This is a genomic window from Serratia proteamaculans (assembly GCF_013337185.1).
GTDB classification, from domain to species: domain Bacteria; phylum Pseudomonadota; class Gammaproteobacteria; order Enterobacterales; family Enterobacteriaceae; genus Serratia; species Serratia proteamaculans_D.
The window spans coordinates 954,586-980,958 of sequence record NZ_SWDE01000001.1; the positions used below are offsets into that span (position 1 = coordinate 954,586).

Consider the following 26,373-nt stretch of genomic DNA (forward strand, 5'->3'; position numbering starts at 1 on the left):
TTAACCGGGTGTGATGTCGGCCCACAGAATAACGCTATCCTCCGCCAGCGGCGTCAGTGAACCGACGTGCTCACCTGCCGCCCACCAGCCGCCTTCACGTTCCGCCAGCGTGACACCGTCACTCAGCAGCCAACTTCCCTGTAACACGTATAACACGCCCGCATGTTGCACCGGCAGCGTGGTCGCCGCCGTTACGCGTTGCACTTTGGCCGCCCAGCGCCCGCGCCGGGTCATGATGTTGAAATCCTGACTGCTGCCCCCCAATAGGGTCGCCTGCAGCGCCACATCGCCGGAGAAAGCGAACGGTTCGCCGACCTGTGACAGCTGATGATCAATCTGCCCTTCGCTGAACAGGTGGACACCGTCACCTTCCAGCAACGTGATAGAGCGATCTATACCGTTGAACGCCGAAAACGGACCGTCCTGCGCGATGGTGGCGATGCTGGCGCGCCAGTCAAAGTCCTGAGCCCCCGGCGGCCAGCAGGCAATCTCGCGGGTTTCCCCGCCGCCATTGCGCCACGGCGTGACCGGCAGCGCAGCAAAATCAAAACGCGTCAGGCTCATCATGCCTCCTGCTGAAAGGTTTTCAGCACCTGCAGGAACTCTGCGCTGCTCTGTTGTTGCAATGCGTGGCGCCCCTGGTCAATGACCTGACGACCGCCGACAAACACGTCGCGAATTTGTTCTTTACCCCCGGCGAATAACCAGCGATTGAGAACGGAGGCATCCGGCGCGGCGGCCAGGTAAGGATCGTCACCGTCCAGCACCAGCCAGTCGGCACGGTAGCCGCTTTGCAAACGACCGATCGGTGCGCCACAGGCCTGCGCCCCACCCTGCAGAGCTTGCTGGTAAAGCACGTCAGCCACCGCAGGCTGCTCCGGCGTGGTCAGGCGGTTACGCCGCTGGTCACGCAGGCGCTGCCCGTATTCGAACCAGCGCAGCTCCTCTACCACGTTGAGCGACACATGGCTGTCGGAACCAATGCCCCAACGGCCCTGATGCTGCAGATAGGCGTCACCGGGGAAAATACCGTCGCCCAGATTGGCTTCGGTGGTCAGGCACAGGCCCGCCACCGCCTTGCTGCGCGCCAACTGCTCGAGCTCGTCGCGATCAAGATGGGTCGCGTGCACCAGACACCAGCGGCTATCCACCGGCAGGTGCTCATACAACCAGGCTACCGGACGGCGACCGCTCCAGGCCAGGCAGTCGTTGACCTCTTTTTGCTGCTCGGCGATATGGATATGCACCGGCAGGGCTTGGTCGGATGCCGCCAGGATCTGCCGCATCTGGCCCAGTTCCACCGCACGCAGCGAGTGGAAACACAAGCCCTGGTTCTGCAGGGGCTGATCCACCAACTGCCGCGCGATCACCTGCTGTTGTTCCAGATAGCCGTCTGCATTCTGAATAAAACGTTTTTGCCCTGGCTGGGCGGGCTGGCCGCCAAACCCGGCGTAGCTGTACAACACCGGCAACAGCGTCATACCTATACCCGCCTGCGCCGCCGCCTGGCTGAGCCGCCCGGTCATTTCGCCGCGATCGGCATAAGGATTGCCGTCGGCACCGTGATGCAGATAGTGGAACTCCGCCACCTGGGTGTATCCCCCTTTCAGCATTTCGATATACAGTTGGCGGGCGATCACCTCGACCTGCTCCGGCGTCAGCCGCTGTACCAGACGATACATCAGATCGCGCCAGGTCCAGAAACTGTCCTGCGGATTGCCCGCCACCTCCGCCAGCCCGGCCATCGCACGCTGAAAGGCGTGAGAGTGAAGGTTCGGCATCCCCGGCACTACGTCGCCGTGCAGTCGGGTGCAGCCTTCAGGATCGGCATCGGCAGTCACCTGGGTGAGGTGACCTTGCGCATTAACGTCCAGCCGAACGTTATGCGCCCAGCCTTCAGGAAGCAGAGCGCGTGAGGCAAAATAAGCAGGCATGGCAGAATTCCACTGTTAGTGTAAAGACTAATAACGCGCGATAATCGCGCATCCGAAAAATGCACTGGCCCATCGCATTGCTGTGGCGAACCGGCCCTTAGTTGTATATACATATACATACGCCGACACCAACAGTAAACTGGTGTTATTATTTTTTTATTTGACGAGGTTAACGTCTTGGTTGATCAACAGACCGTGCTGCAACTGGCTGCTGCCATGAGCGATACCCCCGCCCCGATCTATCAACGGGTCAAGCAGGCGATCGTAAACCAAATCCGTGCCGGCCACTGGCTACCGCACCAACGCGTGCCCTCGGAAAGTGAACTGGTGGCCGAGCTTGGCGTCAGTCGCATGACCATCAACCGTGCGCTGCGCGAACTGACCACCGAAGGTTTCCTGATCCGCATGCAGGGCGTGGGGACCTTTGTCGCCGAAGCCAAAGCGCACACCGCCCTGCTGGAAGTGCATAACATCGCCGACGAAATCGCCGCCCGTGGCCACCGCCACAGCAGCAAGATCCTGCAGTTAAAGGCCCGGCCAGCCAGTGAAGAAGAAGCGCTGGCGCTGGGCATTCAACCCGGCCAACAGCTGTTTTATTCGCAAATCGTGCATTATGAAAACGACCTGCCGGTGCAGGTGGAAGACCGCTGCGTCAATCCTCTGATAGCCCCCGACTACATGCTGCAGGATTTCGACCGTGTCACACCCTATATTTATCTGACGCAAGCCGCTCCGCTGACCGCAGGCGAGCACATCGTGGAAGCCGTGGTGCCAACCCACCAGGAGCGCGAACTGCTGCAACTGGAAGACCACGAACCCGGCCTGTTGATCCATCGCCGCACCTGGTCCGGCAAAACCGTCGTGACCTCGGCACGCCTGCTGTACCCCGGCAGCCGCTATCAGCTGTTTGGCCGTTTCACCAGCGAAGTCTGAGCCCTGCGGGTGCTGCTTTGGCACCCGCCCTTCCACAACGATCACATCCCGATAACAAATTTTTATCCCGCCTCTTGTGACAACTCGATGAATGCGCTAGGTTGTTTTTAATTGTATATACAACCATGTGGGAGCCAAGGCTCCGGCGGAGAAAAGCCATGACTTCTGAGATCCATTGCGACAGCCTGTGGCACGGGGCCGACATCGTCACCATGCGCGACGGCAAGTATCACACCCTCAGCAACGGCGCGATCGCCGTGCGTGACGGCAAAATCGTCTGGCTGGGTGAATATGCGGAGCTGCCGGCAACGCTGACCGCTGATGAAAGGGTAAAATTCGACGGCGGCATCATCACGCCGGGCTTTGTCGACTGCCATACCCACCTGGTGTTCGGCGGCAACCGCAGCGCAGAGTTCGAACAACGCCTGAACGGCGTGAGCTATGCCGAGATCGCCGCTCAGGGCGGCGGCATCATCTCCACGGTAAAGGCCACCCGCGATGCCGACGAAGAACGGCTGCTGGAACAGGCGTTGTTCCGGCTACGCCCTCTGCTGGCGGAAGGCGTGACCTGCGTGGAGATCAAATCCGGTTATGGACTGACGCCGGAAAGCGAACTGAAAATGCTGCGCGTGGCGCGTCGACTGGGCGAACTGCTGCCGGTAGAGGTGAAAACCACCTGCCTGGCGGCGCACGCACTGCCGCCGGAATATGCCAACCGGGCCGACGACTATATCGATTTGGTATGCAACACCATTATTCCTCAGGCTGCCGCCGCCGGGCTGGCTGACGCGGTTGACGCCTTTTGTGAACATCTGGCGTTCTCACCGGCACAGGTGGCGCGAGTGTTTGCCGCCGCAGAAGCCGCCGGACTGCCGGTGAAACTGCACGCCGAACAGCTTTCCGCTCTGGGAGGCAGCGAATTGGCGGCGCAGCACCATGCGCTTTCCGCCGATCATCTTGAATATGCCACCGAACAGGATGCCCGGGCTATGGGCGACGCCGGTACCGTTGCGGTGCTGCTGCCGGGCGCTTACTACCTGCTGCGCGAAACCCAATGCCCACCGATTGATTTATTCCGTAAACACAACGTGGCGATGGCAATAGCCAGCGACGCCAACCCTGGCACCTCTCCGGCACTGTCGCTGCGCCTGATGATCAACATGGCCTGCACGCTGTTCCGCCTGACGCCGGAAGAAGCCCTGGCGGGCGTAACGACCCACGCGGCGAAAGCGCTCGGCCTACAGGCGAGCCACGGTACGCTGGAAACCGGCAAGGTGGCCGACTTTATACACTGGCCGCTGTCGCGACCGGCTGAACTGGCTTATTGGTTGGGTGGACAACTGCCCTGCACGGTGATTTTCCGAGGAGAAATACGTCAATGACCATTAGCGATCCTTTTGATTTCCACGCCGGCAGCCTGCCGCTGCTGATCAGCATTCCCCACGCCGGAACCCGGCTCACTCCGGCGGTTGAGGCCGGTTTAACCGAGGATGCACGGCCGCTGCCCGACACCGACTGGCATATCCCGCAGTTATATGACTTTGCCCGTACGATGGGAGCCAGCGTGCTGGTCGGCAATTACTCGCGCTTTGTCATTGACCTGAACCGCCCGGCGGACGATAAGCCGCTGTATACCACCGCCACCACCGGCCTGTATCCGGACGTACTGTTTGACGGCCGCCCGAGCTTTCTGCCCGGCAAAGCACCTTCTGACCAGGAACGGGCCGGCTATCTGCAGCAGATCTGGCAGCCGTACCACCAGCAACTGCAAGACGAACTGGCGCGGTTAAAGGCTAAACACGGCTACGCGCTGCTGTTTGACGCCCACTCTATTGCCTCGGTGATCCCACGTTTATTCGACGGTAAACTGCCGGATCTCAATCTGGGCACCAACGGCGGCGAAAGCTGCGCCCCGGCGCTAAGTGACCGTCTGGTTGCCTGCTGTGAACAACAGCAGCAGTTCACCCACGTGCTTAATGGCCGCTTCAAGGGCGGTTATATCACCCGCGCTTATGGTCAGCCGCACCAGCAGCAGCACGCGATCCAGCTGGAATTGGCGCAGGTGAACTACATGTCCGAACAGTACCCCTTTGCCTTTGATCCGCAGCGTGCCGCTTCCCTGCAACGCCTGCTGAAACAAATGATCGACAGCCTGCTTTCCTGGGGCGGCCAGTCCCGCTAGATCCGTTTGTTCCCGATACGGGGCAGAGCCACCGCCCCGTCATCGCCACGCCTGCCGAAATACCCTCATTAGTCCGCTAATTTTGTGGCATACATCTTGCCTTCTTTTCTGCTGTCATTTCGATTTGCGTACTGCATCGCAGTTTTGACGAAAAATGCCTCAATCTGGTCGGAACAGCGCACAAAACAGCGGCCCACGGATTTCGCGGTACGCGACAATCTGGCGAAAAGCCCGCTGAGGCACAAATCAGGAACTCACTCTGGAGGCGATGTATGTCTGAAATCCCACTAAACTGGCGCGCCGCACAGGCAGTCGCCGAGCGGCTGCTGGCGGATTGGCAGCACGACGGCGAACCCGGCGGCGCCATTACCCTGTTCGACGCCGCGCAGACTCAGGCGTGCGCCAGCGCCGGTCTGGCTGACCTGGCACAAAACACCCCTTTTACCGCCGACAGCGTGGTGCGTTACGCGTCGGTGACCAAACATATTTTTGCCGCGCTGGCGCTCAATGCCACCGACAACGCCCTGAGTCTGGATGACCGGCTTGGCGACTTGCTGCCTGAGCTACAGGCCCCGCTGGCGGACGTTACCGTCGGCCAGGCGCTGGACATGACCAGTGGGCTGCCTGACGTGCGTGAAACTCTCGGTTTGCTGGGCATCTCGGTACATGCCCGCAGCGAAGCGCAACCGGTGATGCAGTTCCTTCAGGGGCTTGGCGGGCTGAACTATCCGGCCGGCAGCGAAATAACCTATACCAATACCGGCTACCGGTTGGTTGAGGCGGCGCTGCAAGCCAAGGGGTATGACTTTGACCAACTGGTGCAGCAACACATCGCCCAGCCGCTAAAAGTGCAACTACGGGCGCCAGAGAGCTGGTTTGACGTGGTGCCGGGGTTAACCCCCGGTTACTGGCGTTCAAAACAGGGCTGGCAACTGGCCAGCGCCGGCCTGCATCTCTCCGCCTCCGGCAGTCTGACCGGCAGCGCCAATGCCCTCACCCGCTGGTTGCAAACGCTGCTGGCCAATCGGGGGCCGGGTCGCGGCGTGCTGGCGCAACTGAGCGCCCCACGTCATCTCAATCAGGGTCAACTCAGCGCTTACGGCTTGGGGCTGGCGCAAACCCCACTCGGCAAACATCGTCTGCTGGGGCACGGCGGTTCCCACGCCGGTTACAAAACCTACTTCCTGCTGGCGCCCGATCGACAAGCCGGCATCGCGCTGGTGGCTAACCGTGAGGACTGCGACAGTTTCGGCATGGCATTACAGGTGATGGCCGCTTTGCTGGGCGAAACACTGCCGCAACGCAGCAACACCATTCCCGATGGCATTTACACCACGGTGGCCGATCCCTACTGGCTGGAAGTGAAAGACGGCAATGTCGCCTATATGGGGAGCGATGAACCGCTGTATCAGGCCGATGACGGCTACGCGGTCTCGCTTTCCGCCCATATGCCGATACGGCTGAAATGGACCGGTGAAGCGGTTGAGGGGCAAGTCTGCCACGTGGAGCGCCGTTTCCTGCCGGTCACGGCCAACCGCGAGTGCCTGAAACATGTGCAGGGCTTGTGGTATCACCCGCAATACCGCACCGCCTTTGAAATTTGCGGTGACCAGGTACACATCGGCGTTGGCCCCGCAGCACAGCACGGCACTATCAGCTCACTGGGTCAGGGCCGCATGCTGGTCGAAAGCAGTGACGGCCCGTGGCAGAAACGTTTTTGCCTGTATTTTCGCGGTTACAGCGTAGACTTGATCGCCAATCGCAGCCGGGTGCTGACCTTTCAGCGTAGCGGTGCCACTGGCGACTGATTCAGGTGGTCACCCCGTTTTACCGGCCCTAACGGCCAGCAAGGCGCTAAACAGCCGCTGCTTGTCGGCCTCACTGAGATTGGTCTGCGTTAGAGCATGAATGAAATTGTTACGGGCGGCCTCGGTCAGCGGGCCGGCTTTCAACTGCTGCGCCAGCCGCTGTAAAATGCGGCTGCTGAGTTCCGCTATTTGTGGCCGTACACTATCGAGCGGACGCGGCTGCCAGTCACTTTCCGGTTGTGCCAGCCAGTCTGCGCGGAAACGGTACTGAATTGCCTTGGCGGCATCCATTTGCGCCATGATAAATGGCCGCACCGAAAGCGGATCCAACCCCAGGCGTTCTGCCTCGGCTTGCGTGCTGGCCAACACTTTAGATTCCTGTGCCAAATCCTCGATCGGCAAATGCTGCTGGGCCTTGTAACCGGCAACGTCCTTCATATAAGCCAACCGCTGATTAACCAGCTCGCCGAGCGCCGCACCACCGTCCGCCAGCGCTGAAAAGCTGACCAGACAGCAGGCAATCAATAACGTCCTGAACATGACAATTCCCTTATCTTCCCGAAAATAACCAGGAAAAGAGTTCACCACGTTCTCTGCTCTTCAGGCAAATAAAAAAGCCTCGCCGAGGCGAGGCTTTAAAACGAAGAGCGTAACCTTAGTTAAACACGCCGTTGATCACCGAGGCCACCAGGGCGGTACTCAAAGCGACCAGCACCAGGTCGTCACCGGCAATACGCCATTCGTAACCCGGATAGTAAGGCAGATCGTGCAGCATCGATGACGGCACCATTTTCTTGGCGATGCCCGGAGGCAGCGGCTTACCGCGCGCCAGATTTTTAGCAATACCCGGCGGCAAGGAACTGTAGCCGGTCAAACCATAGTTTCGTGCCAGTGAACGTGCACGATCGCGGGAAATGCTGACGGAAACCAGCCCCTGGTCGCTCTCGTTGCCCTTGGCTTTATTACCATGATTGCCGTTATTACCATGATTACCGTTGTTGCCATGATTGCCATTGTTGCCATGACCGTTACCGTTGCCCCCTTTATCGGCCAATGCCGGGGCGGATGACAGGCCCATCGAAACAATCAGCGCCAGCACTGTGAGAGTAGTACGACGTTTACTCATAATGTCACTTCCTGCACGGGTTATTAACGTAACTATAAGCCTAATTTCCCGCATAAAGCATACGGAAAACTCTGAGAGTGTGATCCCATCCAGAGGCCCTTGTCAGGCGATATTGCAAAATATTATTCCAGCGCAAAACAATTCGATAAAACCGAATTTTTAGCTAAGATTTTTCTTGCAGCGAAATAAGCCTTGCCGTAGTTTGGCTAAGTCACAAAAAAGAGTTAGCGAGCTCTTTTTCGTAGCACCTCAAATCATTTTTTTATCACTCAGTGTGATATTACCGAATACTTCCCGCCTTTCCGTGCGGGAATCTTTTTACCGATAAATCGACATCAGATGCACCAAGACAGTGCTTTTTGTTGAGATTTGGTTGCCAATACTTTAAATTCAGCGTCTGAGAAACCTTAACCTCCCGCGGTAGCCAGTTGGCGACGGGTGGGCGTTCAGGAGCAAAAGACATGCAAATGACCCTCATGGAATATATCACGCAGCACTTTAATGGCGATCTTCACCGCTACGCGCAATCCGAAGGCGTGAGCCGTGAACAAATCATCAGTTGGATTGATAATGAATGCCATGTAATCAAAGGACGATTATTTATGCCGGTGCGACATTTACCCGGTGAACAAGCGCAGTGATGACGAAAAAAAACCCCGCCAAAGCGGGGTTTTCTGTTTCTGATACCACGGAAAATCAGAAGTTATAACCGGCGACCAGGTAGTAACCCCAGCCGGTAGATTTGATTGGACCCTGTGGAGTACCAATATCTGCCCCATCCTGCCATTGGCCACCGTTATGGAAATAACGCGCCACGAAGGAGTAGTGCCAGTGATCGTAGTTCAGCGCCAGAATATGGCTGGAAGCGATCGAGTTGCTGGTGCGAACCTGTTTGCCAGTGCCGTCGGTCCAGTTGCTGTCTTTGCCCAGATCGGAACCAAAGTCAAAGTTGGTAAAGCCGATGTAGCTCAGATTGCCGCCCCACAGTTGGGTCAGCGGCACAAAGTATTTCACCTTGAAGCGGTAACCATCCCAGCTGTTTTCGTTGGCAGCCTGGTAGTTTTCCCACTGGTATTTGGCATAGATGTTCATCGACAGGCTCATCGGCAGGCCGGTCTCGATATCGGTGCCCAGACCCATGTACCAGGTGTTCTGACGGCCGTCGGTGTCGTGGCCCAGGTCATAGATGTAGTTGTTGGCGAAGTACCATTCTTTAAATGGACCAAAGCTCAGATCGGTACCGGTCAATTTGTCGATAGAGAAACGAGGTTCGATCTCCATAAACATCGGTGAGCCCTTGTCCCAGATACCGCGGTCCGGGGTGTTGCCTACGCCGAAGAATTTAGGCACATCGACGTAGCCATAGAAATCAAACCAATCTTTTTTAGCGAAGGCTTCGTACTCCAGGTAAACATCGTTGTTCAACTGAGGTCCGAAACGAGTGTGGTAGCTGCCCACCACGTTAACGCTCTGGTGCCACCAATCCGAGACGTATTGGCTGTCTTTGCTATCAGCCATTGAAGATGCGCTGTATGACGCTGCGAGCAGGATACCTGCTGCGAGAGCTATTTTTTTCATTTTATTACCACATGCTTAAAGGGCCATTTCCTGCCCGTTAGAAAAGATGACAATGAGTCTGACGACACCTGGCGTTGCCTCCGCTTACAAACTTCTTCGGCGACGCGCGCATTATAGAAATCACTGGGTGTAAGAATCTGTGATCCAGTTATGCATTTTGCGAATAGGTAATCGATTGCGTTCACATTTGTCAAATTATGTTTCATGAAAATTCACGATCGCTGTGATTTTTGTCATGCACGGTGATTTTTAAAGCAGTTTCTGTGCCAATTGTGCTCAGCACAAAAAAGTTACCGGGTCTGTCGCAGAAATGAAAAAGCCGGCGTTTTTAGCACCGGCTTTTCTTGGGAATACTGCTGAGGAAAACGGAGGAACTCTTGCCAGGATTCAGCTAATTGAAGGTATCGCCTTGGCGATATTTTCCTTACGGAACACCACCTCTTGCCCCGGCTGGATCTCCCACTCCTTGGGCGGGATATCCACCTTCGGCGCGGCGGCGATCACCGAACCATAAATCAGCTTGTCTTCCCGGCGCAGAATGCTGACATCAAGCTGATATTCATGGCGCAGATTGGCAGTAGTCAGGCGCACGGTATCACCGCGCATATAACTTCCACCGTCAATCTCTGGCTGCTGAATGAATTGGATATCGTCTCTCATTTTTATGTTCCTTCATGTTTGTCTGCTAGTTAGATTCTAGTTCAACATTGGGCAACCGGCGGATCATTTCCGTTAGTTTCCTCGGGTTGCCCGCCAACAGATTAACGATCCCAGAGTCACCATCACCACGCCCTGCCAGAAACTGGCGGTCAGTGTGGTATTCAATACCAGTGCGGCAAATACCGCCGACAGCACCGGGGTAAAGTAAGACACCGTCGCCAACAGCGTCATATTGCCGTGCAAAATACCCACGTTCCACGCCGCGTACCCCGCCCCCATCGCCATGCCGGCACAGAGTAACGTCAGGGTCACCGGCAGGGTGAACTGCATGCCGCTTTCGTGGCTAAAGGCGTATTTCACCCACAGCGCAACGGCGGTCAGGGTAATAAACAGCACCACGCCGTTATGGCCCTGGGCAATTCTCTTGGTCAGGTTGCAATATAACGCCCAAATGATCGCGCCACCAAAGGCCAGCGAATAACTCAATGGATTACTGCGTACGTTTGCCAGCATTTGCGCCGGCGACCAGCCGCCCTCACCACTCATGATCCAACCGATACCGAACAACGACAGTAAGAGTCCGGGCAGTAGCCACCATTTGGCCTTTTGTCCGTTAAACACCAGCGCCATCAGTACGGTGAAACAGGGCCAGAGGTAGTTGATCATCCCTACTTCGATGGCCTGCAGGCGGGTGTTGGCATAGCCCAGCGACAGCGACAGGCAGATCTCATAGCTGACAAACAGCAGACTGCCGAGGATCAGGTAGGCGCGCGGAAAATGGCGAAGATTGGGTAGCCGTAGCGCCAGCAGCAGAAAAACCGCGCTGACGCTGTAGATCATCGCAGCACCGCCAATCGGCCCCAGCCCTTCGCTGACGCTGCGGATCAGGCCAACCACGCTGCTCCACAGCAGGATTGCCAGCAGACCGAGCAAAGTGGCTTTATACGAAACGGGGAGTGAAGACATGGAGGTGACCCAATCGGTTATTTTTTCTCAGTATTTTCACTCTACTGTCCGACGGACAAAAAAGAAAGGCGGGAAAACCCGCCTCAGACTGCTGACAAAATGTGCCGAGGTTTCATGGTAGGGGCGCTGCACGCTGCGCCCTATAACATAATCAATAGCTTAAATCGGGTCGAACATGTTCGACCCCTACCGATTTATCTCTTGCGTGGGTTTATCAATAGCCTTATTGCTGCGGTTGTCTTTCCAGCTGCGGTGGCGGCTGGCGGAAACGCCGGGTGAGATACGCCAGGTAACCAAAGCCCATAACCGCCCAGATCAGTCCCATGGTCAGCGAACTTTTTTCCAGGTTTAACCACAACACGCCAACCGTTAACGCCCCGACCAATGGCAGGAACAGGTAGTTGAAGCGATCCTTCCAGCTCTTGTTCCGCCCCTCGCGAATATAGAAATGACTGACCACCGACAGGTTAACGAAGGTGAAAGCCACCAGCGCACCGAAGTTGATCAAGGCGGTCGCCGTGACCAGGTCGAACGACAGCGCGGACAGGGCCACCAGCCCCACCAGCAACACGTTGAGTGATGGCGTGCGCCATTTCGGGTGGATATAGCCGAAATATTTTTCCGGGAACACGTTATCGCGCCCCATCACATACAACAGCCGTGAAACGCTGGCATGCGACGCCAGGCCCGAGGCCAGGGTGTTGATAAAGGTGACACACAGGAAAATCGACTGGAACAACTTGCCGCCCACGTACAGCGCAATTTCCGGCAGTGCCGCATCCGGCTGATGAAAGCGCTGAATGGAAGGGAAAAACAGTTGGATAAAGAATGACACGCTGATGAAGATCACCCCGCCATACAGCGCGGTCAGGAAGATAGCGCGCGGGATCACCCGGGCGGCATCGGGCGTTTCTTCGCACAGTGTGGTTACCGCATCAAAGCCGAGGAACGAGAAACACAAAATGGTGGCGCCGGTGATAATCGGCAGTAAATGCGCATTTTCGCTGACAAAGGGTTGCAGGCTCCACACCGTCCCCAGCCCTTCACCGTTGTGCAAGCCACGCACCACCAGGTAGATAAACACCACGATGATCGCCACCTGGGCCAGTACGAACAGGGTATTGAAGTTGGCCACCAGATTGACGCTTTTCAGGTTGATGGCGGTAATGATAATCACAAAACCCACTACCCATATCCACGGCGGCACTTCAGGGAACAACGCCGTCAGGTATATCTTCGCCAACAGGGTATTGATCATCGGCAGGAACAGATAATCGAGCAGCGAAGACCAGCCCACCAAAAAACCGACGTGCGGATTAATGGCTTTCTGCGCATAGGTGTAGGCCGAACCGGCGGTCGGGAACTGGCGCACCAGCTTGCCATAGCTGATGGCGGTAAACAGCACGCCGGCCAACGCCAGTATATAGGAGGCCGGTACGTGGCCGTCGGTCAGGCCGGAGACAATCCCAAAGGTGTCGAACACCGTCATTGGCGTCAGATAGGCCAGGCCCATCATTACCACCTGCCACAACTTCAGGCTTTTACGCAGTTGCGGCTTGGCCGCCTCATTAACGTCAGTCACATTAGTCGTCATGGCTCTTCCCCTCGTTGTCCTCTGCTGGTAACCGTTTAACGTCATTCAGAGAGGCCGCGGGGAAACTGCTGCTCAGGCGGCGGGAGGTACGATTTAAAGACAATAAAACTCGGCCAGCGGCTGGCCCGTATTCACTGCGGCACAGGCAGATACCTGCGCAGACGGATGAAACAGTTATGGCTGTCATGGTTATTTCCTCGCCGGCGTCCTGTACGCCAAAGTGGAAGCAATGCTTTACCGCAGCGCGCAGCATCGCAGGCCACAGGATAGCCGGCGGAATGCGCCATACGCGCGCGGTAGGATTGGCGTCGAGCGGGTCAGGCGTTTTTCAGCATCCACTCGATTTCGGTTTCGGTGATCAGGCGCTCAAACTGCACCAGCTCATCGGTTTTACAAGCCAGGTAGACATGGCTGAACCTTTCGCCCAGCAGGGCATTCAGCACCGGCTGATGCTCAAATTCATACAGCGCATCGCTTTGGCGGATTGGGAACGGCAGCCCCTCCTGCTCCAGCCCGTTGCCGGTCACTGGCTCTTGCAACGGCAGCGTGGTTTCCAGGCCGTAGACAATGCCTGCCAGAATGGTCGCCATGACCAGATAAGGGTTGGCATCAGCACCGGCTACGCGATACTCCACGCGATGACTGTCGCGATCGCCGCAGGGAATGCGCAGCGCCACGGTACGGTTGTTATGCCCCCAGGACGCCTGGGTCGGCACGTACATGCCCGGCTGGAAACGACGATAGGCGTTAACGTTCGGTGCCAGCAACGCAATAGAAGAAGGCATCAGGGCAATCATCCCGGCCAGCGCCTGCTTTAGCAGTGCGGAGTCTTCACCGTCGTCATCGGCCAGTACGTTGTTGCCCTGCCGGTCCAGCATGCTGATATGAACGTGCATACCGCTACCGGCGTGTTCTTCATAGGGCTTGGCCATAAAGGTGGCCTGCATGTTGTGGTTTTCCGCCACCATACGGATCAGGCGTTTTAACGCCAGCGCATGGTCGCAGGCCTGCAGAACGTTGTCGGTATGATGCAGGTTGACTTCAAACTGGCCGGGTGAGGCTTCCGCCACCGCACCGTCGGCCGGCAGGCCCTGCATACGCGCCAGTTCGTCAATCTCGCTCAGTACGTCGGCAAAGTGGTTAAGATTATCGACCGAGTACACCTGGCTTTGGGTGTTGCGCTCCTGGGTGCCCGGCGCACACGGCGGCTGCAGATAGCCTTCCGAATCGCGCTGGCGATCGATGAGATAGAACTCCAACTCTACCGCTACTACGGGGGATAGCCCGCGCTGACGCAAACGCTGCCACACTCGGTTCAGCACATTGCGCGGTTCAACGTCAAAGGGAGTACCATCTTCATCGAGCATGGTGAGCAACACCTGGCCGATATATTGCGGATCCGCCGCCGACGGCGTCAGGGTGCCCAGAACCGGCACGCAGATATGGTCCGGTTCACCCAGCTCCTGCCCCAGTCCGGCCTCTTCAACCACGTTACCGAGAATATCCATTGCAAACACCGACGCCGGGAAGTAACAGCCCTTCTCCAGCTTGCTCAACCCAGCGACCGGGATACGTTTGCCGCGGAAGCTGCCGTTAAGGTCGGTCAGCAGAACGTCAACGTGCTGAGTTAATGGATAACGCTCCAGGTAGTTCTTCACTTCACGCTGGAACGCGCTACTTCGCTTTTCTTCATGATGCTGAACAAAGTTTTCCACTTCTACTATGTTGGTCTGCATGATTCACCCGCCATGTATGTTTTTGTCTGTGGTTCTCACACTTATTGCCGTCGATGTTTTTTGACCATCTTGCTCAATATAATGTCCACCAATGAAACATAGATGCAACAAAATTGTTTTGCAAGTGTTACTTTGAGTTTGAATATTGCCCATTTGACTGCTAGATTTATAAAATATTGAACGAAAACGGCAGTGGAGAAGCTTATCGTTCATAATTTCGAACATACCAAGGGGATAGCATGGGCAATATATTTAACAGACCGGTGGTCGGCGTAGTGATGTGCAGGTATAGGTTAAACGGGCACCTCACTCAGACCTTGCAAGAAAAGTACCTAAATGCCGTCATCGCTGCAGGAGGGTTGCCAATCGCCCTGCCACACGCGCTGGCGGAGCCGAAATTGCTGGAAGAATTGCTGGAGCGCCTTGACGGGATCCTGCTGCCGGGCAGCCCCAGTAATGTGCAGCCGCACCTTTATGGTGAAAACGGCGATGAGCCTGACGCCGATCCTGGGCGAGATGAATTGAGCCTGGCACTGATCCGCCACTCGCTCGACAGGCGCATTCCCCTTTTCGCCATTTGCCGCGGCATGCAAGAAATGGTGGTCGCCAGCCAGGGCACCCTGCACCGTCGGCTGTTTGAATTACCCGAACTGCTCGAGCATCGCGAAGATCACGACCTGCCGCTGGAACAACAATACGCCCCCGCCCACGAAGTCATCGTTCAGGAGGGCGGCTTACTCACGCAACTGATACCGGATTGCAACCGATTCTGGGTCAACTCACTGCATGGTCAGGGCGCAAAAACCCTTGGCCCTGGCGTACGTATCGAGGCCCACGCCGCCGATGGCTTGGTGGAAGCCATCAGCCTGCGCGACCAACCTTTTGCGCTGGGTGTGCAATGGCACCCGGAATGGAACAGTGAAGAATACGCCCTGTCACGCCTGCTGTTTGAGGGGTTTATTAGCGCCTGCCGGAACTATCAAAAGGAAAAACGCCCATGAGCGATGTCAGCTTGGCACCGGGAAAACGCCTGTCGCAAATCCGCCAGCAACTGGGATTGTCACAGCGCCGCGCGGCCGAACTGTCTGGATTAACCCATAGCGCCATCAGCACCATCGAGCAGGACAAGGTCAGCCCGGCCATCAGTACCCTGCAAAAGCTGCTGACGGTGTACGGGCTGTCACTGTCGGCGTTTTTCGCCGAACCGGAAATACCGGATGAACCACAGATTGTTATCGACAGCCAGGATCTGATTGAGATTGGCAGCCAGGGGGTATCGATGAAATTGATCCACAACGGCGATCCTAATCGCACCCTGGCGATGATGATCGAAACTTATGAACCGGGTACCACCACCGGCGAACGTATCAAGCATCAGGGGGAAGAGATCGGCACCCTGCTGGAAGGCGAAGTGTTATTACAGGTCAACGGGCAGGCCTATCACCTGTCGGCTGGCCAGAGCTACGCCATCAACACCGGCATTCCCCACAGTTTCAGCAACACGTCGGCGCGGATTTGCCGGATTATCAGCGCCCATACGCCGACGACATTCTGATCAACGGAGCAAGGTATGGACTTCCATCATTTGCAGTATTGGCAACACCGGGCGCAAGCCCTGAAAATTGAGAACCGACTGTTTATCAATGGCCGCTATCAGCAGGCCGCCGAAGGCCAAACCTTTGCCGTGGAGGATCCTGCCGGGCAACGCGAGTTGACCCAGGTTGCCCGGGGCAGCAGCGTCGATATCGATTTGGCGGTCAGTGCCGCGCGTGAAGTATTTGAGCGCGGTGACTGGTCCAGAGCGGCTCCGGCGCAGCGCAAGGCCACTTTGCTGAAGTTGGCAGAATTGATGGAACAACACCATGAAGAGCTGGCGCTGCTGGAAACGCTGGATACCGGCAAGCCGATCCGCCACAGCCTGCGCGACGACGTACCGGGTGCCATTCGCTGCCTGCGCTGGTATGCCGAAGCGGTCGACAAGGTTTATGGCGAAATCGCCCCCACCGGCGGCGATTCGCTGGCGCTGATTGAACGCGAGCCTATCGGCGTGGTTGGTGCCATCGTGCCGTGGAACTTCCCGCTGTTATTGGCCTGCTGGAAACTCGGCCCGGCGCTGGCCACCGGCAACAGCGTGATCCTGAAACCCTCTGAAAAATCCCCGTTGACCGCCATCTATCTGGGCAAGCTCGCTCAACTGGCCGGTCTGCCGGACGGCGTGTTGAATATTGTCCCAGGCTACGGTCACGATGCCGGCAAGGCATTGGCGCTGCACAACGACGTCGACGCCCTGACCTTCACCGGATCCACCCAGGTCGCCAAACAACTGATGATCTACGCCGGCCAGTCCAATATGAAGCGGGTGTGGCTGGAAGCCGGCGGCAAGAGCGCCAATATCATCTTTGCCGACTGCCCGGATCTGGACAAGGCCGCGCAGAGTGCCGCCGCCGGTATCTTCTATAATCAGGGACAGGTGTGCATTGCCGGCACCCGACTGCTGGTGGAAGAAAATATTCAGCAAGAGTTCTTACAGGCGCTGCGGCGACATGCGGCAGCCTTCACTCCGGGCGATCCGCTCGATCCGGCTACGGTGATGGGCACGCTGATCGATCAGGGCCACTGCGAGAAAGTGGCTGACTACATCGAACAGGGCCTGAGCCAGGGTGCCGACCTGTTCCTCGACGGCCGCGAACATCCGCAGAACGGCCATGTCGGTTACCTCGGCCCGACCATTCTGACCCAGGTGGATAACCGCATGAGCGTGGCGCGCGACGAGATTTTCGGCCCGGTATTGGCGGTCACCAGTTTTAGCGGTGAACAACAGGCGATGCAGTTGGCCAACGACAGCGACTACGGTCTGGGCGCCGCCATCTGGACGCGTGACCTGTCCCGCGCCCACCGACTGGCACGCCAGTTAAAAGCCGGTACGGTGTTCGTCAATAACTACAATGACGGCGATATGACGGTGCCCTTCGGCGGCTACAAGCAAAGCGGCAACGGTCGCGACAAATCGCTGCACGCGCTGGAAAAATTCACCGAACTGAAAACCACCTGGATTTCGCTGGAATAAGGGCAGATATCATGACTGAACATGTAAAAAGCTATTATGCGGCCTCGGCCAACAGCCACGCGCCCTACCCACAGTTAAATGACTCTATCGAATGCGACGTCTGCATCGTCGGCGGTGGCTATACCGGTCTGTCTTCTGCACTGTTTCTGGTGGAAGCCGGCTATGACGTGGTGCTGCTGGAATCTGCGCGCATCGGTTTCGGTGCCAGCGGCCGTAATGGCGGCCAACTGGTCAACTCTTACAGCCGCGATATTGACGTGATTGAACAACGCTATGGGGCAGAAAGCGCCCGCGTTCTCGGCAGTATGATGTTTGAGGGCGCAGAGATCATTCGCAGCCGTATCCAAAGGTACGCCATCGAATGTGACTATCGCCCCGGCGGCATCTTCGCCGCCCTGAACAACCGGCAATACCATGCGTTGATCGAGCAGAAACAGAACTGGGAACGCTACGGCAATACTCAACTTGAACTGCTGGACGCCGGGCGCATTCGTCAAGAGGTCAACAGCGATCGTTACGTCGGCGCGCTGCTGGATCATAGCGGTGGTCATATTCATCCATTGAATCTGGCTCTCGGGGAAGCCGAAGCCATTCGCCTGCAGGGCGGGCGGATCTTCGAACAGTCGGCCGTGACCAACATCCGCCACGGCGAACCGGCTATCGTCAGTACCGCCAAGGGTCAGGTGAAGGCACGCTATGTGATCGTGGCCGGTAACGCTTATCTGGGCGATAAGCTGGAGCCAAGACTGGCCAAACGCAGCATGCCGTGCGGCACCCAGGTGGTGGCCACCGAGCCGCTGGCGCCGGAAGTGGCGCAGTCGCTGATCCCACAGAATTACTGCGTCGAAGACTGTAACTATCTGCTGGATTATTACCGCATTACCGGTGATAACCGCCTGCTGTACGGCGGTGGCGTGGTGTACGGTGCCCGCGATCCGGATGATATCGACAATCTGATCCGCCCGAAACTGCTGAAAACCTTCCCGCAGTTGAAAGGGGTGAATATCGACTACCGCTGGACCGGCAATTTCCTGCTGACGCTGTCGCGCATGCCGCAGTTCGGCCGACTGGAAAATAACGTCTATTACATGCAGGGCTACAGCGGCCACGGCGTGACCTGTACCCATCTGGCGGGTAAATTGATTGCCGAGTTAATGCAGGGCGATGCGGAACGCTTCGATGCCTTTGCCAAGCTGCCGCACCTGCCGTTCTTCGGCGGTCGCAACCTGCAAATCCCGTTTACCGCCATTGGCGCGGCCTACTACACCCTGCGCGATCGGATCGGGGTGTAACAGAGCAGGCCCGGTGTTTAGCTTCGCCGGGCCTGTTGATTAATGCTTAAACAATCTTCGGTTGGCCGTCTGAGGCGGTCGCCCCGCCATCCACCGGGATATTGGCACCGTTGATAAAGCTGGCGTCGTCACTGGCCAGGAACGCCATCACCGCGGCGACTTCTTCCGGCTCTGCCGCTCGGCCCAAAGCAATGCGTTCGTTGAATTTGTCGCGAATTTCCTGCGGCCAGCCGTTGGTCATATTGGTTTTTACCAGGCTCGGGCACACCGAGTTCACCCGCACGCCGTCACCACCGTGGTCGAGCGCCATGGCGCGCGTCAGGTTTACCACTGCCCCTTTGGCCGCACAGTAGTATGCCGCGCCCCAGTCGCCGCCCAGGCCAGAAACCGAAGCGGTGTTCACGATGCAGCCTTTGGTTTTCAGTAGATAGGGCATGGCAAACTTGGAACAAAACACCACGCCATCGATATCGACCCCGGCGATGCGACGCCAGTCAGCCACGCTGGTTTCCAGCACGCTGCCCGCCACGTGTACGCCGGCATTGTTCAACAGCACGTCGATGCGGCCCAGTTTTTCCGCCACTTCATTCATCATTTTCTCAACCGCGACATGGTCAGAAACGTCGATATGCACCGCCAGTGCCTTGCCTTTCGGCAGCGAGGCCGCCACTTTGTCTACCGCCTCTTTCGCCCAGTCTGCCAGCACCACGGTAGCGCCCTCAGCGGAAAACCGGCGTGCCGCCGCTTCCCCCATCCCATTGCCTGCCCCGGTGATGATGACCACTTTATTGTCGAAACGCATAAGAACTCCTCCATGTGAATGTATTTTATAAATCATACAAATGCTGATTGAGTCCGAGGATAAAACTCATGGACACCGAGGGACAGTCAAAACGTGCGGTTTACTAATCAAAAAGAGGTATTCACTGCAAATTCAATGTGTCAGGACAGGCTTTATCGGAATTAGGCCAACCCTTTGATGAAACTGATAAAATTCATTAATGTAACTATTTACCGACCGTACTATCAGCATTCAATAAGTTCAGTGACTGCCCTATATCGCCGTTTACCGATAAGCAGCGATTATAGGAATGCCGGCAGCAGCGTCGTTTAGCGGCTCGCAGGCATAAAAAAACCCCGGCACAGGCCAGGGTCATCAATGTTTGTCGGTCACTTTCCCGACTGTCATGTTATGGCGTAAGCGTCCGTCCAACACTCCAACCTTACGCAGCCTAAGCACAACTTTTTCACAACAGAAAAATAGACTCAATCGCGGCCGTTATTATTATTACGACGCCAATCTCTTTTGCTGTTGCCAATAACTATAATTTTTGAAAAATAGGGTTATTGAAATACACCAAGCATTATTAATTTTAGATAAACTCCGGGTAATCCCGGAGTTTATTCAGGTAATTCTTTTATTTCTTAGCTGCTCCGGTTTACACCTTCTTCGCTATCGTAAGAAATAAAACACTACCTATAAATTATAAAACTACTACGTTGCCGGCAGAAGGACCCTTCTGACCGTTTTCGATAGTGAATTCAACGCGCTGACCTTCATCAAGCGTTTTGAAATCATTGCTCTGGATAGCGGAGAAGTGTACGAACACGTCTTTGCTGCCGTCTGCCGGGGAGATAAAGCCAAAACCTTTACCTGCATCAAACCATTTTACCAAACCAGTCATTTTAGTAGACATAGATATTTCCTTTATATTTTTGAGACGCCATAAGGCGATTGAGGTCTGTTTTTATTGGAAACTTACTTGGGCACTAGAGAAGGAAATTCGCGGAAGAAGAGGTATCTATGGGATATCACTAATACTGAGAACTGCTTTACTAAAACTGCTTTCATAAGGTCTGTACTACAAACCGATGACGCTATTTATACACGAGGGATTTATTTAAGCAAGCGTTATTTAAAATCATGTCCCTTCCCCCACATCCGTATTACGCCATGTATCTTCAATCACTGTACCGCTGGCATCGGCACACATTTTGTTATTGTGTTGATGTTTTATTGTAATGAAACCTTAACATAAACCTGACAAATCAATAAGTTCTCGACACCGGCATCGCCAAATTGCTAGGATCGCAATTGTGATCTATCGGATAATGACTTGTGTGATTGTGACAGGATAGTTATGAATTATAATAAAATAATGGCCAGTGCAGCCTTTATCGCCAGCCTGACAGGGTGTCAGCCAACCCCACCAAGCTTTGTGAAAAATGCTAACGCATTGCTTGAAAAGCAAATTTCCCAGATTGCGAACGACAAAGCTCACTGTCAATACACCAGTAATAGCGGTTTTTGGCTGTCCGCATGCTTGTTGCCTGGCTCTCACCCCACCCCGCTATTCGCGTTGTTGGAACCGGAGGGTGTTATGCAAGCTAACGATAACCTGGCGATATTTGTGGTACCGATAAACGACGATGCACGTCATTTTGCCAAACAATCCGGCTTCACCCTTCCGGTAACGGTACGGAAAATGCCGATAGATGCCGATAAAGTGATTAAATCCTTACCCTCCGCTGGCTTGTAAATCAGGCGCTACAGAAGCAGGAGCGCCAGTCACGCTTAGCCAATGACCGCAATACCCAGCCGCTCCATTATCTGAAACACCTGGTCGCTGTCCAGCTTCACGCCCTGCAGATCGGTGCTGCGCAGATCCAGCTCACCCAGTTCCGAGTTGGTCAAATCACAATGGGTAAAGTTGGCGGCACGCCAATCAAACGACGCAAACTCGCCACCGGACAGATCCGAACCGCTAAATGTCGCACCGAGGATTTGCGCGCTGTTCCAGCGGTTTTCCCACAGCTCACACTTTTCCAGCACCACTTTCGAAAAATTGGCATAGCTCAGGTTGCTTTTGGTGATGTATGCGCTGCAAAACCAGGTGCGGGGGGTGATCATATTCATAAAGCTGGAGCCGCGAAAATCTGCACCCTGCGCTCGGCACTCACGGATTTCGATCCCTAACGCACTGGCGTTTCTGAAGTCCGCCATCGACAGGTCACAGTTTTTGAAACTGGCATCCTTCAACAGCGCACGGCTGAAATTACCGCCCTGTTGGCTCTCGCGATCGTAAAACTGACAGTCGATAAATTCGGTCCCCGTCAGGTCGGTGCCCGAAAAATCGCAGTTGATAAAGCTGCCGTTTTCAATTTTTTCGCCGGTAAACCGGTTACGAGCAATCTTTTCACCATCCAACTTCAGCGTCATCGCACCACACCTGTTTATTTATACAGTCAGTGAGGCATTATAAGCAGATCTGCTGGCCGGTGAAAAACGTTTTGCCCGATTTTTTCCGCTTCACCGCACAAAAACCACCACACGAATGAGTCGGGTTAAGCCTGCCGCACCTGCAGGCGGTTCATGTTGACCCCGCCAGCCTGTGCCTGCAATACGCCCTGTTCAATCAACGCGTACAGACGGAAATTCAGAAAAGTATCGCCGACTCGGTAGGGTGAGTTCGCCATCGCGTTGCCCACCACTCTGGAACCTTGGGTATAGTCGTTCGGGCAATGCTGCAACAATAGCGTATCGTGGAAATCCTGGGTTTTTCCCTGAATCTCACCCTGAGCAAAGATCCGTACCGGTGCATTGTCCTGCAACAGGCGATGCCAATCGGCGATGAGCATTACTTTATCTTCGGATGTCAACTCACGTCGCCGGATCCACAAAGATTCAAGCGTTTCAATCGGGCAGTACCCCGTGATATCACAGCCGACAAGTTCGGTGACATTGACCACAAACACTGAGCGTTCCCCCAGCAAAGGTAACAGCGCCCGCAACATCAATTGCTCATCGGGATTGTCACCAATCCACAGGGTTACCTGCCCAGTGACCGCGGCCAGTTGCATTTTCAGGTTGTCCATCGCCATCAGGCGCTGGGGGGAAGTGTCCCATTCGGGGGCGTGAACAGATTGATGTAAATCTTGAAACCAGCGGGCCCGGGCTTGCAGACCCGGCTCGTCATCCAGTGCGCACAGCGGCCCAAATGACAGGTTATCGGTGAAATCCAGAACGTTCTCTCCCGGGTAAGCCAACCGTACGCAACCGCCCGAAAGTGCTATATGCACATCCTTCATCAATGCTCTCCTCCGCCTGTTCCCTAAAATAATCCTGAGGTGAATTTTGCCAACTTTTCCACAGGCTCTCTAGACAAAAAATCCGAATTTACCTGCCCGGATGGCACAAAAAAACCGCCCTTGGGCGGTTAATTATCGCTGGCGGAATTTATTTCAGCGCTTCCTGGATCGCATCAGCCATCGGGCCAATGTGCTTTTCATGGCGACCCGGCGACATTCTGGCCATCGCTAAACGCCACCTTGACGATGCTAAACTCGCGCGTGCTATCAGCATTGGCCGTATCGGCAAAGAGACGAGGATAACGTGAATTGACGACCCAAACCTCGCCATCCTTGACGGCCGCCGCAGTGGGTCCATCCAATCCCGGCGGAGTGGCAACCGCGGTAATACGGGCGCTAGTCCAGCCGTCGGATGAAGAAAGCAGCGTCACATCCCCCGACATGCCCCGCCCGGCGCCAGGGAAAGACTGTACCACCACCAGGGTGTCAGGGCTTTTGAGACGTAACCCGTCGGGCCCTTTCAGACGCTGTGGCAGCTTGATTTCGCTTAGCGCGTGCGTTCCATCCAGCGCCACCTTCCACAACAGACCACGGGAATAGTCCCCGGCGATCAGATAGCCGTCCGGGTGGTAAACAATGCCGTTGAGATAGGGTTTTGCCCCCGACGCCGCAGTGGTCGTGACGGGCATCAGGCGTTCGGAACGCACCAGTATCGAAACCGCCTTGGTTGTCTGGTCGATTTTATAAATCTGTGGTTGAAAGCTATCGGTAACGTAGACATTGCCTTGCGCATCGATGGCCAGATCGTTGGCGAGCGTCGGTCCTTTGCTCAACGGCGAGAAATCATAGACATGCTGCAGTGCACCGGTGTTGAGATCAAACTCAAGCACCTGAGCGACACGATTGCGCATACCGGGTGAAGATTTGAGCGCAATGCCTACATCTTCGTTGCAGACCAGCACGCGGTTGCGCGCTGCGTCAACGACAATACCGGAAGTGGTGATTTGTGAACGACTGGCGGCGAAACGCCTGTAACGCCCATCCTCATAAACCAGGCCAATCTGCCCGCCGCGCAGCGACGAAACCAGAAACGCCCCGGCACGTTCATTCCAGGCAATGCTCTCGGGATATCCCCCAGCGACATCGGGGACAAAGGTGATAACCTGGCCCTGGCCCTGGCCCTGGCCCTGGCCCTGGCCCTGGGCCGGCGCGGCAGCTGCAAAGAACAAGACGAAGCTGACCAGCAGCGTAATCCCACCAAGGCGCAGCGCTAAAGCTGATGATACGGTGTTCTGGAACATGACGGGAAACCTGGTAATTAACCGGATCTGCATAGTAGGTTGGGGCTGAAAACAGCACTAGTAGGAAAAAAGGCAATACGCTAATGAAAAAATCGCAGCAATCGTGCGGTGGGTTGCTCAACGGGGTTCGCCAGCAAAACGGCACAAAAAAACCGCCCTTGGGCGGTTGATTATCGCTGGCAGGATTTATTTCAGCGCTTCCTGGATGGCATCAGCCATCGGGCCAATGTGTTTTTCAGCAGCTTTCAGCTGAAAATCCACGCCGTTACCGTCGTTGGTATCAGACAGCGTGGCCTTGATCAGTTCCAGCGCCGCTTGCACCGCCACCAGTCTTTTATGCTGCTCATCCGTGATCGGTTTGGAGCTCATCGTCGTCGGATAGTATTGCTCTAACATCGTTCTCTCCTTGTGATTAGGCTAGTGGCTAACTTAACAGAATTTAAAGATATTTCTAATGGATCGAGCCACAGAATCCACATTCTCTGCGGCGATGTATGCCCTGGGCAAATCAACATGGTGAATAAGTGAACTATAATTGGGCGAACTGAGGTTTTCAGCAGGTAGCCCATTATGTCATTTCAAGGTAGTTGTCACTGCGGCGCCGTCACCTTTACGGTGAACGCCGATCTGCCCCATGAGGCTCTAAGTTGCAACTGTTCAATCTGTCGCCGTAAAGGCATGCTGCTGGCGTTTTTCCCGATCGACAGTTTTGTGCTGAACAGCGGGGAAGACCAAATTCGCGGTTATACCTTTAACAAACACATCATTCAGCACCAGTTCTGCCAGACCTGCGGTACTGAGGCTTTTGCCTACGGAAAAGGCCCGGACGGTGCGGCCATGTGCGCCGTCAATCTTCGTTGCGTGCCGGAATTGGCACTGGACTCCTTGAAAATCCACCCGTTTGACGGCGCCAGCGCCTGAATGGCAATCAGGCGGGATATCCCCCGCCTGCGTACTACTCCAGATAAAACACTTCGGTTAACGCCTCGCTCACCGGGCTGTTATCGGCATGGCTGGGCATCAGTTCACGCATCGACAACCACCAGCGTTGACATACCTCGGTAGCGGCGACGGCCTGCCAGCGTGCTTCTGACTCAATCTCCACCACCGCGAACAGCAGGTTGCGGCCGCTATCAAGGAAGATACTGTAGTGATGCGCCCCATATTGCTTTAAGGTTTGCGCCAACTCCGGCCAGATTGACGTATGGCGACGCTGATATTCCTGATGTGCATCGGGGTGTATCTGCATGACAAACGCCTTGCGGATCATAGCTCACGCACCACATTCAGCGCCGCCGCCCAGGGCTTAACCTCGAAGCGTTCACCGAGCGCGATCAACTGCGCTTTACTGATGGTTTGCTTCATGCCGTTCATCGACAGCACCTTCACCAACACCTGAGCCGATTTTTCCGCGGTGTCGATCAACCCAAAGGCCTCGTCCAAAGAAGGGCCGCTGGCGAAAATACCGTGGAACGGCCACAGAACCAACGAGTGCGAACCCATCTGCTGCGAGGTTTGCTCACCAATGCCGTCGGTACCCGGCACCATCCAGGGCACAATACCCACGCCGTCCGGGAACACCACCAGGCATTCGGTACTCCCTTCCCACAGCATGCGGGTGAAACTCGCCGAGTCCAGCTCCAGCACGTAGCTCAGGGCGATCAGGTTGGTGGCGTGGCAGTGCATAATCACCCGGTCACGCCCGTCGGTCAGGGTTTTGCGCACGCAGTGTGACTGCAAGTGCGAGGCCAGCTCCGACGTCGGCAAGCCGCCGTTGGTCAACCCCCAGTGAATACTGTAGGCGTGGCCATCTTCGCTAATGCGCAGCAATACCAGGCTGTCGGCCGGATCGAGCTGTACATTGCGGAAAAACTTGCCGGAGCCGGTCACCAGGAACCAACAGTTGGCCAGTTCCACCGCCGGTTGGCTCAGTTCGACACGGCGCGGTTGCGGATAAAAATCCGCCGCGTACGGCTGCACCTCTTCATCCAGCAGGCGCAGGCTGACGTTACCGCCGTTGCGCTCATCCCAGCCTTTCAGCCACATATCCGCGGTGGCTTTCACCATGCCCTGAACAAACCATGAAGAAAGAAGTTGTTGCATACGG

General features: G+C 55.9%; 28 protein-coding genes. 11 read left to right on the forward strand and 17 right to left on the reverse strand.

Annotated features, from left to right (window positions below; translation table 11 throughout):
• Complete coding sequence (locus FCL49_RS04425; protein WP_174353466.1) at window positions 1-564, reverse strand: HutD/Ves family protein; 564 nt, start codon at window positions 562-564, stop codon at window positions 1-3.
• Window positions 564-1,934 (reverse strand): formimidoylglutamate deiminase, encoded by a 1,371-nt coding sequence (locus tag FCL49_RS04430; protein ID WP_174352574.1) that lies wholly within the window; start codon window positions 1,932-1,934, stop codon window positions 564-566. Before FCL49_RS04430 ends, FCL49_RS04425 begins: the two co-directional genes overlap by 1 nt.
• A 177-nt stretch (window positions 1,935-2,111) precedes the next feature.
• Here FCL49_RS04430 and hutC point away from each other — a divergent pair, with 177 nt between their 5' ends.
• From hutC to FCL49_RS04450, 4 genes are all read left to right on the forward strand, one after another.
• Window positions 2,112-2,867 carry a histidine utilization repressor gene (gene hutC, locus FCL49_RS04435; protein WP_012006500.1) on the forward strand — a complete coding sequence of 252 codons (756 nt, stop codon included), beginning with the start codon at window positions 2,112-2,114 and terminating at the stop codon, window positions 2,865-2,867.
• Between the two features lie 158 nt (window positions 2,868-3,025).
• Window positions 3,026-4,249: an imidazolonepropionase gene (hutI, locus tag FCL49_RS04440; protein ID WP_174352575.1), complete on the forward strand. Its 1,224-nt coding sequence runs from the start codon at window positions 3,026-3,028 to the stop codon at window positions 4,247-4,249.
• Complete coding sequence (gene hutG, locus FCL49_RS04445; protein ID WP_174352576.1) at window positions 4,246-5,049, forward strand: N-formylglutamate deformylase; 804 nt, start codon at window positions 4,246-4,248, stop codon at window positions 5,047-5,049. Before hutI ends, hutG begins: the two co-directional genes overlap by 4 nt.
• A 272-nt stretch (window positions 5,050-5,321) precedes the next feature.
• The gene (locus FCL49_RS04450; RefSeq protein ID WP_174352577.1) at window positions 5,322-6,857 is read left to right on the forward strand and encodes a serine hydrolase domain-containing protein; all 1,536 of its coding nucleotides are present in this window, start codon (window positions 5,322-5,324) and stop codon (window positions 6,855-6,857) included.
• 9 nt (window positions 6,858-6,866) lie between these two features.
• Here FCL49_RS04450 and FCL49_RS04455 read toward each other — a convergent pair whose 3' ends face one another.
• Both FCL49_RS04455 and FCL49_RS04460 read right to left on the reverse strand, forming a co-directional pair.
• On the reverse strand, window positions 6,867-7,397 hold the full coding sequence (locus tag FCL49_RS04455) for a chorismate mutase (RefSeq protein WP_174352578.1): 531 nt from the start codon (window positions 7,395-7,397) through the stop codon (window positions 6,867-6,869).
• Window positions 7,398-7,512: 115 nt separating this feature from the next.
• The gene (locus FCL49_RS04460; RefSeq protein WP_174352579.1) at window positions 7,513-7,983 is read right to left on the reverse strand and encodes an anti-virulence regulator CigR family protein; all 471 of its coding nucleotides are present in this window, start codon (window positions 7,981-7,983) and stop codon (window positions 7,513-7,515) included.
• A 461-nt stretch (window positions 7,984-8,444) separates the two neighbouring features.
• On the opposite strand from FCL49_RS04460, the gene FCL49_RS04465 reads away from it, so the two are divergent.
• The gene (locus FCL49_RS04465) at window positions 8,445-8,624 is read left to right on the forward strand and encodes a hypothetical protein (protein ID WP_017892577.1); all 180 of its coding nucleotides are present in this window, start codon (window positions 8,445-8,447) and stop codon (window positions 8,622-8,624) included.
• Between the two features lie 55 nt (window positions 8,625-8,679).
• On the opposite strand, the gene FCL49_RS04470 is transcribed toward FCL49_RS04465, so the two are convergent.
• The 5 genes from FCL49_RS04470 to FCL49_RS04490 all read right to left on the reverse strand — a co-directional run bounded on the left by FCL49_RS04470 (window position 8,680) and on the right by FCL49_RS04490 (window position 14,517).
• Window positions 8,680-9,561, reverse strand: a complete 882-nt coding sequence (locus FCL49_RS04470; protein WP_135316228.1) for a nucleoside-specific channel-forming protein Tsx — start codon at window positions 9,559-9,561, stop codon at window positions 8,680-8,682.
• 387 nt (window positions 9,562-9,948) lie between these two features.
• Entirely contained in the window at window positions 9,949-10,221 is a 273-nt protein-coding gene (locus FCL49_RS04475) for a hypothetical protein (RefSeq protein ID WP_174352580.1), read from the reverse strand.
• Window positions 10,222-10,293: 72 nt separating this feature from the next.
• Window positions 10,294-11,187 carry an aromatic amino acid DMT transporter YddG gene (gene yddG / locus FCL49_RS04480; protein WP_174352581.1) on the reverse strand — a complete coding sequence of 298 codons (894 nt, stop codon included), beginning with the start codon at window positions 11,185-11,187 and terminating at the stop codon, window positions 10,294-10,296.
• Window positions 11,188-11,410: 223 nt separating this feature from the next.
• A complete protein-coding gene (locus tag FCL49_RS04485; RefSeq protein WP_174352582.1) occupies window positions 11,411-12,781 on the reverse strand; it encodes an APC family permease in 1,371 nt (456 codons plus the stop codon).
• A gap of 317 nt (window positions 12,782-13,098) precedes the next feature.
• Complete coding sequence (locus tag FCL49_RS04490) at window positions 13,099-14,517, reverse strand: glutamine synthetase family protein (RefSeq protein WP_012006490.1); 1,419 nt, start codon at window positions 14,515-14,517, stop codon at window positions 13,099-13,101.
• Window positions 14,518-14,756: 239 nt separating this feature from the next.
• On the opposite strand from FCL49_RS04490, the gene puuD reads away from it, so the two are divergent.
• Genes puuD through FCL49_RS04510 form a run of 4 tightly spaced genes read left to right on the forward strand, consistent with a single transcriptional unit; the run spans window position 14,757 to window position 18,876 of the window.
• Window positions 14,757-15,518 carry a gamma-glutamyl-gamma-aminobutyrate hydrolase gene (gene puuD, locus FCL49_RS04495; protein ID WP_174352583.1) on the forward strand — a complete coding sequence of 254 codons (762 nt, stop codon included), beginning with the start codon at window positions 14,757-14,759 and terminating at the stop codon, window positions 15,516-15,518.
• On the forward strand, window positions 15,515-16,072 hold the full coding sequence (puuR, locus tag FCL49_RS04500; RefSeq protein ID WP_153860738.1) for an HTH-type transcriptional regulator PuuR: 558 nt from the start codon (window positions 15,515-15,517) through the stop codon (window positions 16,070-16,072). The genes puuD and puuR overlap by 4 nt, the downstream gene beginning before the upstream one ends.
• A 15-nt stretch (window positions 16,073-16,087) precedes the next feature.
• Window positions 16,088-17,584, forward strand: coding sequence for an aldehyde dehydrogenase PuuC (gene puuC, locus FCL49_RS04505; protein ID WP_174352584.1), 1,497 nt, complete (start codon window positions 16,088-16,090; stop codon window positions 17,582-17,584).
• Between the two features lie 11 nt (window positions 17,585-17,595).
• The gene (locus tag FCL49_RS04510) at window positions 17,596-18,876 is read left to right on the forward strand and encodes an NAD(P)/FAD-dependent oxidoreductase (protein WP_174352585.1); all 1,281 of its coding nucleotides are present in this window, start codon (window positions 17,596-17,598) and stop codon (window positions 18,874-18,876) included.
• 46 nt (window positions 18,877-18,922) lie between these two features.
• On the opposite strand, the gene FCL49_RS04515 is transcribed toward FCL49_RS04510, so the two are convergent.
• Both FCL49_RS04515 and cspE read right to left on the reverse strand, forming a co-directional pair.
• Window positions 18,923-19,678 (reverse strand): SDR family NAD(P)-dependent oxidoreductase, encoded by a 756-nt coding sequence (locus FCL49_RS04515; RefSeq protein ID WP_012006485.1) that lies wholly within the window; start codon window positions 19,676-19,678, stop codon window positions 18,923-18,925.
• A 682-nt stretch (window positions 19,679-20,360) separates the two neighbouring features.
• Window positions 20,361-20,573, reverse strand: a complete 213-nt coding sequence (gene cspE / locus FCL49_RS04520) for a transcription antiterminator/RNA stability regulator CspE (RefSeq protein WP_012006483.1) — start codon at window positions 20,571-20,573, stop codon at window positions 20,361-20,363.
• 444 nt (window positions 20,574-21,017) lie between these two features.
• Here cspE and FCL49_RS04525 point away from each other — a divergent pair, with 444 nt between their 5' ends.
• Window positions 21,018-21,416: a hypothetical protein gene (locus FCL49_RS04525; RefSeq protein WP_174352586.1), complete on the forward strand. Its 399-nt coding sequence runs from the start codon at window positions 21,018-21,020 to the stop codon at window positions 21,414-21,416.
• A gap of 35 nt (window positions 21,417-21,451) precedes the next feature.
• Here the strand turns inward: FCL49_RS04525 and FCL49_RS04530 are convergent, their stop codons facing one another.
• From FCL49_RS04530 to FCL49_RS04545, 4 genes are all read right to left on the reverse strand, one after another.
• A complete protein-coding gene (locus FCL49_RS04530; RefSeq protein WP_174352587.1) occupies window positions 21,452-22,096 on the reverse strand; it encodes a Qnr family pentapeptide repeat protein in 645 nt (214 codons plus the stop codon).
• A gap of 125 nt (window positions 22,097-22,221) precedes the next feature.
• A complete protein-coding gene (locus tag FCL49_RS04535) occupies window positions 22,222-22,965 on the reverse strand; it encodes a DUF3658 domain-containing protein (RefSeq protein ID WP_174352588.1) in 744 nt (247 codons plus the stop codon).
• A gap of 197 nt (window positions 22,966-23,162) precedes the next feature.
• On the reverse strand, window positions 23,163-24,194 hold the full coding sequence (locus FCL49_RS04540; RefSeq protein WP_254611019.1) for an SMP-30/gluconolactonase/LRE family protein: 1,032 nt from the start codon (window positions 24,192-24,194) through the stop codon (window positions 23,163-23,165).
• Window positions 24,195-24,452: 258 nt separating this feature from the next.
• Window positions 24,453-24,662, reverse strand: a complete 210-nt coding sequence (locus tag FCL49_RS04545; protein WP_012006479.1) for a hypothetical protein — start codon at window positions 24,660-24,662, stop codon at window positions 24,453-24,455.
• A gap of 174 nt (window positions 24,663-24,836) precedes the next feature.
• Between FCL49_RS04545 and FCL49_RS04550 the strand changes: the two genes are divergently transcribed.
• Window positions 24,837-25,187: a GFA family protein gene (locus FCL49_RS04550; protein WP_174352590.1), complete on the forward strand. Its 351-nt coding sequence runs from the start codon at window positions 24,837-24,839 to the stop codon at window positions 25,185-25,187.
• A gap of 34 nt (window positions 25,188-25,221) precedes the next feature.
• Here the strand turns inward: FCL49_RS04550 and rhaM are convergent, their stop codons facing one another.
• Together rhaM and rhaD are read right to left on the reverse strand one after the other, a co-directional pair.
• Window positions 25,222-25,536 carry an L-rhamnose mutarotase gene (gene rhaM, locus FCL49_RS04555; protein ID WP_174352591.1) on the reverse strand — a complete coding sequence of 105 codons (315 nt, stop codon included), beginning with the start codon at window positions 25,534-25,536 and terminating at the stop codon, window positions 25,222-25,224.
• A complete protein-coding gene (gene rhaD, locus FCL49_RS04560; protein ID WP_174352592.1) occupies window positions 25,533-26,369 on the reverse strand; it encodes a rhamnulose-1-phosphate aldolase in 837 nt (278 codons plus the stop codon). Before rhaD ends, rhaM begins: the two co-directional genes overlap by 4 nt.
• Window positions 26,370-26,373 lie beyond the last annotated feature (4 nt).